Origin of the sequence: Nocardia sp. CY41, assembly GCF_009829325.1 — a bacterium.
In the GTDB taxonomy this organism is placed as follows: Bacteria; Actinomycetota; Actinomycetes; order Mycobacteriales; family Mycobacteriaceae; genus Nocardia.
The window spans coordinates 250,522-266,643 of the sequence record NZ_VUOS01000013.1; the positions used below are offsets into that span (position 1 = coordinate 250,522).

A 16,122-nucleotide genomic window follows, 5' to 3' on the forward strand; every position below is an offset into this window, starting at 1 on the left:
CGCGCCATCGCGCGTTGCTGCTCTACCTGAGCGTCCGCCTATTGCTGATCCCGGTGACCGCGTGGATCCTGGTCACGGTCGTGTTCTTCTTGATGCGGGTGGTCGGCGACCCGATCAGCGCGGCCATGGGCGGGCGCATGACCCAGCAGCAGATCGAGGCACGCAAGGAGGCGGCCGGGCTGAACCGGCCGATCCTGACCCAGTACCGGGACTATCTGTCCGGGCTGCTGCACGGTGATCTCGGTCGCTCTCAGGACAATCGGGAGATCAGCGAGGTGGTGGTCACCTATGGCGCGGCCTCGCTGGAGCTGGTGTGCTGGGCGCTGGTCGTCGCGTTCGCGATCGGCGTCCCGCTGGGCAGATACGCCGCGACCCGCCGGGATTCGGCCGCCGACACCACGCTGCGGTTGCTGGCCATCTTGTTCTACGCCGCGCCGGTGTTCTTCGTCGGCCTGCTGTTGAAGCTGGTGTTCGCGGTGCGCCTGGGCTGGTTGCCGGTGGCGGGCCGGGCGAGCACGAACGTGGAGCTCCGGCTGCAGCACGTCTCGCCGAAAACCAACATCATGGTGATCGACGCGATCCTCTACGGCGACACCGGATACCTGATCGACGTGCTGAAGCACGCGGTGCTGCCCGCCATAGCGCTGGGTCTGCTCACCGCGGGCATCTTCCTTCGCCTGGTCCGGATCAATCTGATCCAGACCCTTCGCGCCGACTATGTGGACGCGGCACGAGCGCGCGGCCTGTCCCGCCGGGTGGTGACCGGCCGGCACGCCTTCCGCAACGCGATGATCCCGATCGTCACGGTGATGGGCATGCAGATCGCCATGATGCTCGGCGCGTCGGTGCTCACCGAGACCACCTTCGAGTGGAAGGGCCTGGGCTATCAGTTCGCGCAGTACCTGTCCGCGCGCGACTTCATCGCCGTGCAGGGCATCGTCGCGTTCATCGCACTCATCGTGGCGGTGATGAGTTTCCTGGTGGATGTCGTGGTGGCGCTGATCGATCCGAGAGTGAGGTTCTGATGACCGCTCCGGAACTGCTGAACGAGCCTCCCGTCCTGCCGCCCGTGGCGCGCCAGGGCGTGCCGGGCCTGCGGTTGTTCTCGATGACCGCGGGGTTGCAGCGCGCGACGCTGATCCTCGGACTCGTGTTGGTCGGTCTGTTCGTGGTCGCCGCTGTCTTCGCTCCGCTGATCGCGCCGTACGGATTCGCGCAGAGCGCCGCGGAGGGCGTCGATTTCGCCCGTCAGCAGGCCCCATCGGCCGAGCACTGGTTCGGCACCTCGGTGCGCGGCGAAGACGTGTTCTCCCGGGTGGTCTACGGTGCGCGCACGGCACTGTGGGTGATCGCGATCTCGCTGATGCTCTCGTTGTCGATCGGGGTGCCGCTCGGGCTGCTGTCCGGTTATGTCGGCCGGTGGCCGGACCGGTTGCTGGTGCTGTTCATGGACGCGATGTACGCCTTCCCCACGCTGCTGCTGGCGATCGTGGTGTCCATCGTCGTCGCGGGCGGCCGCTCGACCAGCCTGGGTGGTGTGCTGTCCGCGGCGGTGGCCATCACGGCGGTCTTCGTGCCGCAGTACTTCCGGGTGGTGCGCAACGCCACCGTGGCCGTGAAACAGGAGCCGTACGTCGACGCGGCCCGGGTGACCGGGGCGTCGACCGCGCGAATCCTGTTCCGGCACATCCTCGCCAACGCCACCCAGTCGCTGCCGGTGATCGTCACGCTCAACGGGTCGGAGGCCATTCTCACCCTGGCCGGGCTGGGGTTCCTCGGTTTCGGCATCGAGCCGACACAGGCGGCGGAGTGGGGCTTCGATCTGAACAAAGCGCTGTCGGACGTGTCCAACGGCATCTGGTGGACCGGCCTCTTCCCCGGTGTCGCCATCGTGCTCGTCGTGCTCGGCATGACCTTGGTCGGCGAGAGCCTGAACGAGGTGCTCAACCCGATCCTGCGCACTCGTCGCGCCGCGGCGGTGGCGAGCGCGCCCGTTCCCGCGCCGGACGGCGGAAAGGAAGCGGCCGATGTCTGAGCCGGTCACGGAGGATCGGGGCCGTCCCGCTCTGTCCATCGAATCGCTGTCGGTCACCTTCGCCACCGACACGGGGCCCGTCCACGCGGTCACCGGCGTCTCCTACGAGGTCTATCCGGGTGAAGTGCTGGCCATTGTCGGGGAATCCGGTTCGGGCAAGTCGGTGAGCTCGCGTACGGCGATGGGGTTGCTGCCCGAGACGGCCACCGTGCAAGGCTTGGTCACCCTGGGCGCCGAGCAGGTCACTTCGATGAGCGAGAAGCAGCTCACCGCGCTGCGCGGCGGCGCGATCTCGATGGTGTTCCAGGAACCCGGTCTGGCGCTGGACCCGCTGTTCACCGTCGGCTTCCAGATCGGCGAGGCGCTGCGCGCCCATGAGCAACTGAGCAGAAAAGCGGCGAAGGCGCGCGCGGTGGAACTGCTGCGCCTGGTCGGGTTGCCCGACCCGGAGCAGCGGGTCGACTACTACCCGCACCAGCTCTCCGGCGGGCAGAAGCAACGCGTCGTGATCGCCATCGCGATCGCGTGCGAACCGAAGGTCATCATCGCCGACGAACCCACCACGGCGTTGGACGTCACGGTGCAGGCCGAGATCCTCGCCTTGCTGCGGGACCTGCGCGACCGGATCGGCAGCGCGATCGTGCTGATCACCCACAACATGGGCGTCGTCGCCGACATCGCCGACCGCGTGGTGGTGATGCGCGACGGCGCGGTGGTCGAGCAGGCGCCGGTGGACGAGTTGTTCGCCCGTCCCACCGCGGCGTACACCCGCGCCCTGCTGGCCGCGGTGCCGCACCTGGGCACCGAGCAGATCGAGCACGGCCCGCCGCACAGCACGGCCGGCCACGGTGATCCGGTGCTCGAGGTCAGCGATCTGGTGGTCGAGTTCCCCGGCCCCTTCGGCCGGCCGCGTTTCCGCGCCGTGGACGGGGTGAGCCTGCGCATCTACCCCGGCGAGACGCTCGGCCTGGTCGGTGAATCCGGGTCGGGGAAGTCGACCATCGGCCGCTGTGTCGCGGCACTGCAACGGCCGACGTCCGGGACAGTGCGGGTGCGCGGGCAGGACATCACGCGGCTGTCGCAGCGCAAACTGCGGCCGATCCGGCGGCGCTTCGGATTCGTCTTCCAGGACCCGGCCAGTTCACTGAACCCCCGGCTCACCGTGGGGGAGTGCGTGGCCGAGCCGCTGATCGTGCACAAGGCCGGAAGTTCCGCGCAGATCCGCGCCAGAGTGCGCGGACTGCTCGACGACGTGCGGTTGCCCGCGGGCGCCGAACACCGCTACCCGCACGAATTGTCCGGCGGGCAGCGGCAGCGCGCCAGCCTGGCCCGCGCCCTGGTGCTCGACCCGGACCTGCTGGTCGCCGACGAGCCGACCAGCGCGCTGGACGTCTCGGTGCAGGCGGCGGTGCTGGAGCTGTTCGGTCAGCTGCAGCGCGAATGCGGCTGGGCGTGTCTGTTCATCAGCCACGACCTGGCAGTGGTCGACCAGCTCGCCGACCGGATCCTGGTGCTGCGCGACGGAGCGGTGGTCGAGCAGGGTGATCGCGATCAGATCCTGCGAGCCCCGCAGCAGGAGTACACCCGGCGTCTGGTCGCCGCGGTGCCGGTGCCCGACCCGGTGCGGCAACGCCGACGGCGGGAGCAGGCCGAGCGGTTCGACGGGACGGAGACCGACTGATCGTCCGCTTTACGGTTCGCCGTGCCCTATTGTCAAGAGGGCGAGCCAACACCGGTGCGGGGTCGTTATCCGCCTCCGGTAGCGTGAGCAGGCATCTATCCGCCGATTCGGTTTGGAGCTCTCCCCGAAAATGACTGAACAGACCCCCAGTGGTGGTGCCTCGTACGCCGCGGCAGGCGTGGACATCGAGGCAGGTGATCGCGCAGTCGAGTTGTTCGGGCCATTGGCGAAGAAGGCGACCCGGCCCGAGGTCCAAGGCGGACTCGGCGGCTTCGCCGGGCTGTTCGCGCTGAAGGGCGGCTACCGGGAACCGCTGCTGGCGGCGTCCACCGACGGCGTCGGCACCAAGATCGCGGTGGCGCAGGCGATGGACAAGCACGACACCGTCGGCCTCGATCTCGTCGCCATGGTGGTGGACGACCTCGTGGTCTGCGGGGCGGAGCCGTTGTTCCTGCAGGACTACATCGCGATCGGCAAGGTCGTCCCGGAGAAGGTCGCCGAACTCGTCTCCGGTATCGCGGAGGGTTGTGTGCGCGCCGGTTGCGCGCTGCTCGGCGGCGAGACCGCCGAGCACCCCGGGTTGATGGACCCGGACGACTACGACCTGTCCGCCACCGGCATCGGCGTGGTCGAGGCCGACGCGGTGCTCGGCCCGGACCGGGTTCGACCCGGTGACGTGGTGATCGCCATGGGGTCCTCGGGCCTGCACTCCAACGGCTACAGCCTGGCCCGCAAAGTGCTGCTCGACATCGACCGCATGTCGCTGACCGGCCATGTCGAGGAATTCGGCCGCACCTTGGGTGAGGAACTGCTGGAGCCGACCCGGATCTACGCCAAGGACTGCCTCGCGCTGATCGCCGAGACCGACGTGCGCACCTTCGCCCATGTCACCGGCGGCGGCCTGGCCGCGAACCTGGCCCGGGTGCTGCCCGCGGGCCTGGTGGCCGAACTGGATCGCGGCACCTGGAATCCGGCGCCGGTGTTCAAGATGATCGCCCAGCGCGGCCGGGTGGAGCGGGCCGAGATGGAGAAGACGTTCAACATGGGCGTCGGCATGGTCGCCGTGGTCGCTCCGGAGGACGTGGATCGGGCGCTGGCGGTGCTGACCGCGCGGCACATCGAGTGCTGGACCCTGGGCACGGTCAAGAAGGCCAAGGACGCCGACGCCCTGCGCGCCGTCCTGGTCGGGGAGCATCCGCGGTTCTGACCGCGAAGACACGTCAGAGTCCCGCATCCTCGTTCGATGCGGGACTCTGACGTGTTGCAAGCCTTTTCGGCGCCTGTGACGTCAATCCGCGACAACGCTCGAAGGGGGAGGCCCGTCGGCCTCCCCCTTCAGACGTAGATCGGAGTCAGCGGCGCCAGTCGTCGTAGTCGTCCTCGTCCCAGCGGGACAAAGAGTCGTCCGCGTCGTGCTCATCGGACAGCACACCACCACTCCGCTGGGAGTTGGGGCTTCCCGAAAGCTCGCGCTGAAGGCTCGCGAAGTCGGTCGGCGTCGAGCTGTACTTCAGCTCGCGTGCGACCTTGGTCTGCTTTGCCTTAGCCCGGCCACGGCCCATGGCTGACCCCCTCGCGTCACAGCGGGGCGGCCTGGGGTTTGGTGGCGGCCCCGTTCGAATTAATACTCTTCCTGACAGACACTTTAGCGTGTGTCCGGCGGTCTCGCTTCCAGGAGTGGGTGAAGAACTCGCGAACTGGTGCCGTTTGCCCGCTTGTCGCCCAGGCGTGTGATAGCTAGACGACTCCTGGTATGGCGCGAATCACACCGACGCGAGCGCCTCCGCCGAGTACCGCTGGGGCCGCCAGTTCCGCGTGCGCAACGGTCCACTCGATCCCCATCCGATGCAGAATCGCCAGCGTCAGCGGCATTCGAGCGCGATCGTGGCCGTCTTCGATCTTGTACGCGAACGCCGATCCGTCCGGCAACGCGCCGGCGTGCACACCGTCCGCGCCGATCTTGCAGACCAGTCCGGGAGTGGCCTGCATGGCCAGCAGGTCGGGTGCGTTCGTGCCGGAAATCACTCGCGGATGTGCGCGCACCGCGTCGGCGACCCGGCGTTCCGGGGTGCCGGGTTCGGCCGTCGCCATGGCCGCGAACACCCGGGCGAGATTGACGAGCGAGACCGGGATGATCGGCAGCCCGCAGCCGTCGATGCCCAGATCGGTTTCCGGCTCGCCGGTCAGGTCGGCGACCGTCGCGATCACCGCGCGCTGCAGCGGATGCGCCCGATCCTGATAGCCCGCGGTGGGCCAGCCGTTGACCGCGCAGGTCGCGAGCATTGCCGCGTGCTTGCCCGAGCAGTTCATGTAGATCGGATGGGGACCGCCCGACAGCGCTGCGACGCGGGCGCGCTCGTCGTACGGCAGATCGGCCGGGCACGCCAGCGCGGTATCGGGCAGACCGAAGCGGTCCAGCAACCTGCGCACCAGCGCGATGTGGTCCGGTTCGCCGTAATGCGAGGCGGTCGCGATGGCCAGTTCGGCGTCGTCGAGCGGCTCGAAGCCGTTGCGCAACAGAGTGATCGCCTGCATCGGCTTGTTCGTCGAGCGCGGGAAGATCGGCAGGTGCACTTCACCGAGTTCGAGAGTGGGCTCACCCGCGGCGTCGAGCACCACCACCGAGCCGCGGTGCACGCATTCGCGGAAGCCGGAGCGGACGACTTCGACCAGTTCGACACTCATGGCTGCACCCCCGTGGCGATGTCATCGGTGCTCGCGGTCGCGTGCCGGTGCGTGGCGGCGCGCGCGGCGCGGCCATGCCTGCGCGCGTGCCGTTCCACCTGCATGCGCACGTCGTCGGAGATGGTCGGCTCGTCGGCGAGCAGGATCGCCAGCAGGTCCGGATCGGCGCCGGTGAACAGATCGCGGACGGTGACGCCGTGTTCGGGGACGTGCACCACCGAGATCCGGTCGCCCGCCGCGATCGTGCCCTCCCTGAGTACCCGCAGGTAGGCGCCCGTGTCGCTGCGCAGGGTGAACCGCTTGACCCACTGTTGCTCGCCGCTCCAATGCTGGAACGAGGCACACGGCACGCGCGGCGCGCTGACCTCGAGCAAAGTGTCGCCGACCGACCAGCGTGCGCCGATCACCGCGTCGCTGACCGGCAGGCCACGGACACGCAGGTTTTCGCCGAACCACCCCGCGGGCAGGTCCCGGCCCAGTTCTGTGCCCCAGCGGCGGGCGTCCTCGTCGGCGTAGGCGTAGACGGCCTGGTCCACACCACCGTGGTCCTTGGTGTTGCAGACGTGATCACCCGCCAAGCCGAGCGCGCGCACCGCGACGCGTCCCGCCACCGGTCGCTTATCGATCGCGCTGCGACCGACCCGTCCCGGCACCTCGATCTCGGCGTGCACGACGCACGCCGCGAGCACTTCTCCGGTATCACCGACGCGCATGGGCGGCGCTCCTCTTGTCGCGGATGGGGAACTCGGCGCTGAGCAGGGGTGGGGAGGTCGGCTGGGGAAAGTCCCAGGCCGGTCGGTGTTTCGCCAACGGATCAGCGCCCGCGCAGCCGGTCGACCGCGAGACGGCCCGCCTGCGGCTCGTCGTCGGCGGGGACCGAATCGGGGTCGATGGACGCGGCGACCGGGCCCGCGGCCAGCGCGGTGTCCACCGGTACCGTGCGCTTGACCAAGGCGAGGGCGATCGGGCCGAACTCGTAGTGATCGATGACCGTGCCGAGTCTGCCGACCGCGCGGCCGCCCGCGGTGACGTCGTCACCGGTGGCCGGGCGCTCGTCCGCCGAGCCGTCCAGGTGCAGCAGCAGCAGGTGCCGCGGCGGCTTACCCAGATTGTGCACTCGGGCTACGGTCTCCTGGCCGCGGTAGCAGCCCTTGTCCAGGTGGACCGCTCCGTGTTCGGCGACGCCGCCGATCCAGTGGGCCTCGTGCGGGATGGTCCGCTCGTCGGTGTCCAGCCCGATCCGCGGGCGAACTGCCGCGACGCGCAGCGCCTCGAACGCCCACATCCCCGCCGGGGTGGCGCCGGCCGCGGCGAGTTCGGTCCACAGACCGGTCAGCCGGTCGCGCGGGATGACCAGGTCGAAGGCGTCGGCCGTCGGCCACGGCATCCGGCGCAGGAAACCGCCGCCGGGCAGCGGCGTCGCCTCGTAGACACCGGGGAGGGCGGCGATGCCGAGGGCCTCGGTCAGTCCGGCCACTTCCGGTCCGAGCAGGCTCAGCACCGCGTGGTCGGCGGCTTCGACCGGCTTGGCGTCGGCCCAGAACACCATCCTCTGCAGGAACGCGAGCAGGTCGGGTCCGCCCTCGGCCTCCGTATCGATCCAGACGGTGCCGTCCAGTTCGGTGAGCACGAAATGGTGCTGGACCCGGCCGTTCAGATCGAGATCGAGATTCTCGGCGGACTGCCCGTCGCCCAGGGCGGCGACATGCTGACTGGAGATCGTGTGCAACCAGGTCAGCCGCTCGGCGCCGGTGATGCGCAGGACGAATCGGTGCGAACGGTCGACGATCGCGGCGCGCTGCACCGCGGCGCGCTGTTCACCGAACGGATCGCCGTAGTGCCAGGCGACGGCGGCGTCGGGCGAACCCGCCGCTCCCGCGACGGCTCCCGACACACTGAGCAGGGGGCTGGGCGCAACGACCACGGACACCCCTCCCACTTTAGGCGGGGTCGTCCGGCGGTGCGCGAACCGGGCTGCGGCGCCGGAGTCCGGCATAGCCGATCGGCATTGTCCGAGCATTACGGCGGGCGCTGTGGTGCGGCTCCACAAAAGGTCTGGCAAAAGCGGCCGTGACATAGGCATTGTCCGCTCACACCGCCTACGCTCGTCGCATGGTGGATCGAGTTCTGGTAACTCTCGATGGCGCGGTCCGAGATGCGGACGCGCCGTTGTTGTTCGCGGATGATATCGGCGTATTGCGTGGCGATGGTGTGTTCGAAACGGTGCTGGTGCGCGCGGGAGTCGCGTGCGCGGTCGAATTTCATCTAGGCAGACTGCGCCGCTCCGCACAGGCGCTCGATCTGCCGGAGCCGGAACTGGGCAAATGGCGTGAGGCGGTGGAGACCGCCGCCAAGGAGTGGGGCAGCGAACGCGAAGGCGTGATGCGGCTGGTGTTGACCCGCGGCCGCGACTCCGAGCTGGCAGGCACTCCCGACAAGGTGAAGACCGGCGACCTCGCCGCCGCAGTGCCGGTGCCGACCGCCTTCGTGCTCGTGGCGCCGGTGCCCGACCGCGTGGAGAAGGCCCGTACCGAAGGCGTCGCCGTGGTGACCCTGTCGCGCGGCATCTCGATCGACCTCGCGCAGGCCGCGCCGTGGCAATTGCTCGGAGCCAAGACGCTGTCCTACGCCACCAACATGGCCGCCCTGCGATTCGCCGCACGGATGGGCGCGGACGACGTGATCTTCACCAGTACCGAGAACCGGGTGCTGGAGGGGCCGCGCTCCTCCGTGGTAATCGCCCGCGACAAGCAGTTGATCACCCCGCCGGCCAAGAACGGCGTGCTGCCCGGCGTCACCCAGCGCGCGCTGTTCGCCGAAGCCGAGAAGGCGGGCTGGCAATGCCGCTACGACTCGCTGTTCACCGCCGACCTGCTCACCTGCGACAGCATCTGGATGCTCTCGAGCATTTCCCTTGCCGCGCGGGTCAATTCGCTCGACGGGCTGCGGATGTCCGCGCCGGACAACGCCGAAGAGATCATCGGACTGGTCGATCGCGGCATCGAGCGGGCGGGAGCCATCGGCGACTGGTGACGGCCGGTGCCGTCGTGGTGATCAGCGTCGCTCCGTGATCTCCGTCCTACCCCGGCGGGCACGGGGCGGCGATGAGCACGGGAAACGGTCCGAAACGGACGGAAATGGGCCCTGGTGCGTGGTCTAGGACTCATTGTCCGTAACCGCCTCCGACGTAGGATTACTACGACACGTCGTAGACACGCAGGAGGCCGGCTTGAACGCCTTGGACATCTCCCGATGGCAGTTCGGCATCACGACCGTCTATCACTTCCTCCTGGTGCCCCTGACCATCGGTCTCGCGCCGCTGGTGGCCGCCATGCAGACGGCCTGGGTCGTCACCGGCAAGCAGCACTGGCTGCGGCTGACCAAATTCTTCGGCAAGCTGTTCCTGATCAACTTCGCGCTCGGCGTCGCGACCGGCATCGTGCAGGAGTTCCAGTTCGGCATGAACTGGAGCGAGTACTCCCGCTTCGTCGGCGACGTCTTCGGCGCACCGCTGGCGCTGGAAGGGCTGATCGCCTTCTTCATGGAGTCGACCTTCCTCGGCCTGTGGATCTTCGGCTGGACCCGATTGCCGAAACTGCTGCACCTCGGCGCGATCTGGATGGTCGCGATCGGCGTGAACGCCTCGGCGTACTTCATCGTGGCGGCCAACTCGTTCATGCAGCATCCGGTCGGCGCCCGCTACAACCCGGAAACCGGTCGCGCGGAACTGGCGAGCATCGTGGAGGTGCTCACCAACAACACCTTGCTGGCAGCCTTCCCGCACGTCGTGGCCGGTTCCTTCCTCACAGCGGGCACGTTCGTCGCCGGCATCGCGGGCTGGTGGATGGTGCGCAACGCGCGCAGCGGCGACCCGGCGAAAATGGCCGAAGCGCGGGCGATGTGGCGGCCCGCGGCACGGGCGGGCATCGCGGTGCTGATCGTGTCCATGGCCGCGCTGGTCTACACCGGTGACGTGCAGGGCAAGCTGATGTTCGAGCAGCAGCCGATGAAGATGGCCTCGGCGGAATCCTTGTGCCACACCGCACCCGACCCGGACTTCTCCGTGCTCACCGTCGGTACGCACAACAATTGCGACAGCGTGACGCACGTACTCGAGGTGCCGTACGTGCTGCCCTGGCTGGCGAAGGGCGAGTTCACCGGCGTGACGCTGGACGGCGTCGTCGACCTGCAGAAGGCCTACAACGAGAAGTTCGGCGTCGGCGACTACCGGCCCAACCTGTTCGTCACCTACTGGTCGTTCCGCGCCATGATCGGCTTGTCGGCGGGTTCGGCGCTGCTCGCGCTCGCCGGGCTGTGGCTCACCCGTCGCGGACGGGTAGCCGACCAGCGCTGGTTCTCCTGGCTGAGCCTGCTGGCCATCCCGACGCCCTTCCTGGCCAACAGCGCCGGGTGGGTGTTCACCGAGATGGGCCGCCAACCCTGGGTGGTCGCGCCCAATCCCACCGGCGATCCGAACCTGCGCCTCACCGTGCAGCAGGGCGTGTCGAACCACTCGCCCGGCGTCGTGCTCTTCTCGCTGATCACCTTCACGCTGCTGTACGGCGCGCTCGCGATCGTGTGGTTCTACCTGATGCGCCGGTACGTGATCCATGGACCCGACCCGGCCGCGCCCGCCGCGACGGAGCCGAAGGACGAGGACGCGTCTTCGGGCGGCTCCCGCGCCGAAGAACCTGCCGTCGAACAACTGTCGTTCGCCTACTAGGAGCCGGCGATGAATTTGCAAGAGTTCTGGTTCGTCTTGATCGGCGTGCTGTTCACCGGCTACTTCGTGCTGGAGGGCTTCGACTTCGGCGTCGGCATGCTCATGCCGATCCTCGGCAAGGGGTCCGACCGCCGCAGGCGTGCGGTGCTCAACACGATCGGGCCGGTGTGGGACGCCAACGAAGTGTGGCTGATCACCGCGGGCGCGGCGATGTTCGCCGCGTTCCCGGAGTGGTACGCCAGCCTGTTCTCCGGCTTCTACCTGGCGTTGCTGCTGGTGCTCGTCGCGCTGATCCTGCGGATCTGCGCCATCGAATACCGCGGCAAGATCGACGACCCGCGCTGGCGGGCACGCTGCGACATCGGCATCGGCATCGGTTCCTGGGTTCCGGCGCTGGCCTGGGGCTGGGTATTCGCCAATGTGGTGCACGGCGTCCCGCTGAACGAGAAGAAGCAGTTCGCGGGCTCGGTGGCGGATCTGTTCGGGCCCTACGCGCTGCTCGGCGCGCTGGCGACCGGCCTGCTGTTCGCGCTGCACGGAGCGATGTTCCTGGTGCTCAAGACCGCGGGCGAGGTCCGCGACGACGCACGGCGCGCCGCCCGGCTGCTGTCGGCCCCGACGGTGATCGTGGTCGGCGGATTCGGGTTGTGGACCCAGCTGTCCTACGGTGCGGGCTGGACGTGGATCCCGTTGGGACTGGCCGTACTCGGCCTGATCCTCGCGGTGGCCGCCGATCTCGCGCAACGCGACGGGTGGGCGTTCACCGGCACCACGGTGACCGTCGCGGCGGCGACCGCGCTGCTGTTCGGCTCGCTGTTCCCGAATGTGCTTCCCTCGACGATCGACGCGGCATTCGACCTGACGATCCACAACGCGTCCTCGACGCCGTACACGCTGAAGGTGATGAGCTGGGCGGCGCTGCTCGTCACGCCGGTCGTGCTGGTGTACCAGGGCTGGACGTACTGGGTGTTCCGCAAGCGGATCACCGTCGAGCAGATCCCGCCCCCGGTCGGCCTGCCCTTGCGGCCTGTGCAGGATTGACGCCATGGCCCGCCCGCCGATCGATCCGCGCCTGTGGCGGTACGCCCGCTCCGCGCGCACCTACCTCGCGCTGAGCGTGGCGCTGTCACTGGTCGTCACCGGAGCGATCGTGGCGGCCGCGGTGCTGATCGGACGGGTGCTGGCGGGGGCGGTCACCGATCCGGACGCGCGCACGCTCGGCGCGTGGACGGTCGAACTGATCGTTCTCGCGCTGGTCGTCGCGGTGCGGGTGCTCGCCACCTGGTCGCAGTCCCGGCTGGCACACCGGGCGGGCGCGAGCGTGGTGGCGGAGCTGGAGGGCGCGGTGCTCGCGGCGGGCGCACGGCTGTCGCCGCGCGAACTCGACACACGCCGGACGGAGTTGGCCGTGGTCGTCGGCTCGGGATTGTCCGGGCTGCGTGGCTATCTCGTCGGCTACCTGCCCGCTCTGCTGCTGGCGGTGCTGGTGCCGCCGGTCGTGCTCGCGGTCATCGCGGCACACGATCCGACGTCGGGGGTGATCGCGCTGATCACCTTGCCGCTCATCCCGATCTTCATGATCCTCATCGGACTGCTGACCCAGGGGCGGGCCGAAGCCACGCTCGCCGCCACGACGCGGTTGTCCGACCAGTTGCTCGACCTGTTCGCGGGCATGCCGACGTTGCGGGCGCTCGGCCGCGAGACCGGTGACGTGGTGGAACCGGCTGCGGAGCAAGAACAGGGCGGGGCCGGACACCCACGCACCATGCAGCACCGCGTTCGCGATCTCGGTGACGCCTTGCGGCAGCGCACCATGCGCGCGCTGCGCATGGCGTTCCTGTCCTCGATGGTGCTGGAGCTGCTCGCGACCCTGAGCGTGGCCCTGATCGCGGTCTCCATCGGCCTGCGACTGGTGTTCGGCGAAATGAGTCTCTACGCGGGTTTGGTGGCGCTGATACTCGCCCCCGAGGTCTACCTGCCGCTACGCATGGTGGGCGAACGATTCCACGCCGCCCAGGACGGCATGGCGGCGGCCGACAAGGCCTTCGCGATTCTGGAGTCCACGCCGACCGAGCGCGTCGGCGGCGAGACCGGCACGGCGATGGAACCGCATGACGAGTTGTTCGAGCGGCGGTCCGGCGACCGCGTGGAGGGCGCGGCGACGATTAGGGGCGTCGACTTGTTCGAAAGGCGGCTGGACAGCGACGTGGAGGGGGCGGTGGCGGCCCCCGACGGCGAGGCGTTCGAGTGGAGGCCCAGCGTTGGCGTCGAGGGCGCGGTGGCGGCGGAGGCACCGCCGAGCGTCGATCCGAGCGATCGCCGCACCGTGCCGGAGGAAGCCATGGGGACGGTTCGTCGGGGCAACTCCGCAGAGGCCGGTGTGATCGAACTCCTCGCTCTCTCGATCCAGGCACGGGACGGATTCGCTCCCGCGGGTTTGTCGGCGAACATGCGGCCCGGATCGCTCACGGTGCTCGCCGGTCCCAACGGAAGCGGGAAATCGACCGTCATACAGGCGATCCTGGGCTTGCTCCCGCCCGACCGCGGCGCCGTGACCGTCGACGGCGTAGACGTCCGCGACCTGGACCCGGACCGATGGTGGGCGCGGGTCGCCTGGCTGCCGCAGCGGCCGGTGCTGGTGCCCGGCACGCTTCGGGACAACCTCGAACTGCTCGGTGCGCGAACGGTCGACCACAGCGGCCCGGCGCGCGTGCTCGACGACCTCGAAGCCGCCTGCGTGGCCACCGGTTTCGATGCCGTGCTCGATGACCTCCCCGACCGCTGGGACACCGCGGTCGGCCCCGGCGGCATCGGCCTGTCCCTCGGCCAGCGCCAACGCCTCGCGCTGACCAGGGTGCTGGCCGCCGATCGTCCTGTCCTGCTGCTCGACGAGCCGACCGCGCACCTCGACGCCGCCGCCGAAGCCACCGTGCTGGCTGCCCTCCGGGTGCGAGCCCGTGCGGGCGCGACGGTCGTCGTCATCGGGCACCGCCCGACCGTCCTGGCCGCCGCGGACCAGGTCGTCCAGGTACGCGCCGAGGCCGCGGAGGTTTTGCGATGAGCCTCGTGACTTTCCGGGCCGACAGGGCGGCGCCGAATTCGGATACGCGAAGAACAACCCGCGCCACGGTGCTGGGGGATCTACGCCGGATGTGGGCGCTGCTCGAATTGTCCCGCGCGCGAGTCGCGGTGGCGATCGGGTGGGGCGTGCTGGCGTTGGGCAGTGGGCTGGGGCTCGCGGCGCTGGCGGCCTGGCTGATCGCAAGAGCCTGGCAGATGCCGCCGGTGCTCGACCTGAGCATCGTCGTCGTCGCGGTGCGCGCGCTCGGTATCTCCCGTGGCCTGTGCCGATACCTGGAGCGTCTTGCCACGCACGACGTCGCGCTGCGCGCCATGACCACCGCGCGAACCACGGTCTACCGCACACTGGCGCGCTCGGATATCTGGCTGCGCCGGCCCGACGCCCCGCGGGGCGCGAACGATCAACCGGGCACGAAGCCGCCGCGCCGCGGTGATCTCCTGGTCCGCATCGGCAGCGACATCGATGATTTGGGCGCCGTGGTGGTCCGCGTGTCGGTGCCGATCGCGGTCGCCCTCGTCCTCTCGGTCGCGGCCGTCGCACTCCTGGCCACGATCTCGCTCGCGGCGGCCGCGATCCTGGCGGGGGCGCTCGCACTGTCGGGCGTCGTCGCGCCATGGTTGTCGGCCAAGGCGGCGTCCGAGGCGGAACGAGCCGTCCGCGCCGACCGCGCGGAATTCACCGCGCAGGCCATGACCGTCCTCGACCACGCCGCCGAACTACGCGTCGCCGGTCGTCTGGACGCCGCGCTGGCCGCCGCCGGAGCGGCGGCGCGCCGGGCGGTCGCCGCCGAGGACCACGCGGCCGCGCGCAGCGCCTGGTCGGCCGCCGCCACGCCGCTCTCGATCGGCGCCGCCGTGTTCGGCGCCCTCCTGATCGGCATCACCCTCTACGGCCCGGACGGTGGCACGGCCGGCGCGATGACACCCATGGCGCTCGTCGTGCTCGTCCTCTTGCCGCTCTCGGCTTTCGAAGCGGTCGCCCCGCTGCCCGCGGCGGCACAAACATTGACAACCGCCCGTGCGGCTCTACATCGCCTGGACGACTTCGCATCCGGCAGCACGGCGGAGAACTCCTGGGCACCGCGGAGAAGCGCCGCGGACTCGGCCAGGCCGACCGACGCGGCGGGGCCGGAACTGCCCCGAGCACGACGGATCGCGGTGGTCGGCCCCAGCGGCGCGGGCAAGACGACCCTGCTGATGAAGTGGGCGGGGTTGTTTGGCACACCTCGCCCCGGCGTCACCTTCTTCGCCGAGGACGCGCACCTGTTCGGCACCTCCGTGCTGGAGAACCTGCGAGTCGCGCGTGGTGACCTGACCGCCGAAACAGCCGAGCAGGCGTTGCGCGCAGTCGGTCTCGGAGACTGGCTGGACGGACTTCCCGAGGGCGTGCACACCGACCTGGTCGGGGGAGCGGCAGCTGTTTCAGGGGGCCAGCGCCGCCGGATCCTGCTCGCGCGGGCGCTGGTGTCCCCGGCGCGGGTGCTGCTGCTGGACGAACCGACAGAACACCTGGAAGCCGAGGCGGGGGCGAAGCTGTTGCGCGACCTGCTGGACATCGACAGCGGACTCGTCGAACCCGACCGCACCGTGGTCGTCGTCACCCATCAGCTCCCGGTCGACCACCAGGCAGACGCGGTGCTCCGAATCACAGCATCAGGCCAGATCAGCACGGATTCCGCCGCGCCTGCGGCACCTTCCCGCGGCGCGGATTCCGCCGACCGAGAAATTCCGTTGCCGAGCTGCTGACGCATCGCTAGATTCGTTCGTACACGAGGAAGGAGGTGGTTCGAAGAATGGATATTCATAGGACACGTGAGGTGGCTGTCCGCTAGCGCCACCGCTGCAGGTGGATTTCGCCCGCGCGAGCGCTGAGCGAATTCCAGGCAGTCACCCGGCCCCCGAGCCCCGGTCGGTCCG

General features: G+C 69.5%; 13 protein-coding genes. 9 read left to right on the top strand and 4 right to left on the bottom strand.

Annotated features, from left to right (window positions below; translation table 11 throughout):
- Positions 1–14: 14 nt before the first annotated feature.
- The 4 genes from GVY64_RS16380 to purM all read left to right on the top strand — a co-directional run bounded on the left by GVY64_RS16380 (position 15) and on the right by purM (position 4,923).
- Complete coding sequence (locus tag GVY64_RS16380) at positions 15–1,025, top strand: ABC transporter permease (RefSeq protein ID WP_201298036.1); 1,011 nt, start codon at positions 15–17, stop codon at positions 1,023–1,025.
- 83 nt (positions 1,026–1,108) lie between these two features.
- On the top strand, positions 1,109–2,035 hold the full coding sequence (locus GVY64_RS16385) for an ABC transporter permease (protein ID WP_236566876.1): 927 nt from the start codon (positions 1,109–1,111) through the stop codon (positions 2,033–2,035).
- A complete protein-coding gene (locus GVY64_RS16390) occupies positions 2,028–3,716 on the top strand; it encodes an ABC transporter ATP-binding protein (RefSeq protein WP_159842218.1) in 1,689 nt (562 codons plus the stop codon). Before GVY64_RS16385 ends, GVY64_RS16390 begins: the two co-directional genes overlap by 8 nt.
- A gap of 130 nt (positions 3,717–3,846) precedes the next feature.
- Entirely contained in the window at positions 3,847–4,923 is a 1,077-nt protein-coding gene (gene purM / locus GVY64_RS16395) for a phosphoribosylformylglycinamidine cyclo-ligase (RefSeq protein ID WP_159842220.1), read from the top strand.
- 145 nt (positions 4,924–5,068) lie between these two features.
- Here purM and GVY64_RS16400 read toward each other — a convergent pair whose 3' ends face one another.
- The 4 genes from GVY64_RS16400 to ygfZ all read right to left on the bottom strand — a co-directional run bounded on the left by GVY64_RS16400 (position 5,069) and on the right by ygfZ (position 8,331).
- Positions 5,069–5,278 (bottom strand): DUF3073 domain-containing protein, encoded by a 210-nt coding sequence (locus GVY64_RS16400; RefSeq protein ID WP_063053670.1) that lies wholly within the window; start codon positions 5,276–5,278, stop codon positions 5,069–5,071.
- A 175-nt stretch (positions 5,279–5,453) separates the two neighbouring features.
- Entirely contained in the window at positions 5,454–6,401 is a 948-nt protein-coding gene (locus GVY64_RS16405) for an asparaginase (RefSeq protein WP_159842222.1), read from the bottom strand.
- Positions 6,398–7,114, bottom strand: a complete 717-nt coding sequence (locus GVY64_RS16410) for an MOSC domain-containing protein (protein ID WP_159842224.1) — start codon at positions 7,112–7,114, stop codon at positions 6,398–6,400. The genes GVY64_RS16405 and GVY64_RS16410 overlap by 4 nt, the downstream gene beginning before the upstream one ends.
- Positions 7,115–7,215: 101 nt before the next feature.
- The gene (ygfZ, locus tag GVY64_RS16415) at positions 7,216–8,331 is read right to left on the bottom strand and encodes a CAF17-like 4Fe-4S cluster assembly/insertion protein YgfZ (RefSeq protein ID WP_236566870.1); all 1,116 of its coding nucleotides are present in this window, start codon (positions 8,329–8,331) and stop codon (positions 7,216–7,218) included.
- A gap of 182 nt (positions 8,332–8,513) precedes the next feature.
- Here ygfZ and GVY64_RS16420 point away from each other — a divergent pair, with 182 nt between their 5' ends.
- From GVY64_RS16420 to cydC, 5 genes are all read left to right on the top strand, one after another.
- A complete protein-coding gene (locus GVY64_RS16420; protein WP_159842228.1) occupies positions 8,514–9,434 on the top strand; it encodes an aminodeoxychorismate lyase in 921 nt (306 codons plus the stop codon).
- A 196-nt stretch (positions 9,435–9,630) separates the two neighbouring features.
- Positions 9,631–11,124, top strand: coding sequence for a cytochrome ubiquinol oxidase subunit I (locus tag GVY64_RS16425; RefSeq protein WP_159842230.1), 1,494 nt, complete (start codon positions 9,631–9,633; stop codon positions 11,122–11,124).
- A gap of 9 nt (positions 11,125–11,133) precedes the next feature.
- A complete protein-coding gene (gene cydB, locus GVY64_RS16430) occupies positions 11,134–12,165 on the top strand; it encodes a cytochrome d ubiquinol oxidase subunit II (RefSeq protein ID WP_159842233.1) in 1,032 nt (343 codons plus the stop codon).
- Between the two features lie 4 nt (positions 12,166–12,169).
- Positions 12,170–14,185: an ABC transporter ATP-binding protein/permease gene (locus GVY64_RS16435; RefSeq protein WP_159842235.1), complete on the top strand. Its 2,016-nt coding sequence runs from the start codon at positions 12,170–12,172 to the stop codon at positions 14,183–14,185.
- An 89-nt stretch (positions 14,186–14,274) separates the two neighbouring features.
- A complete protein-coding gene (gene cydC, locus GVY64_RS16440; protein WP_159842314.1) occupies positions 14,275–15,951 on the top strand; it encodes a thiol reductant ABC exporter subunit CydC in 1,677 nt (558 codons plus the stop codon).
- Positions 15,952–16,122 lie beyond the last annotated feature (171 nt).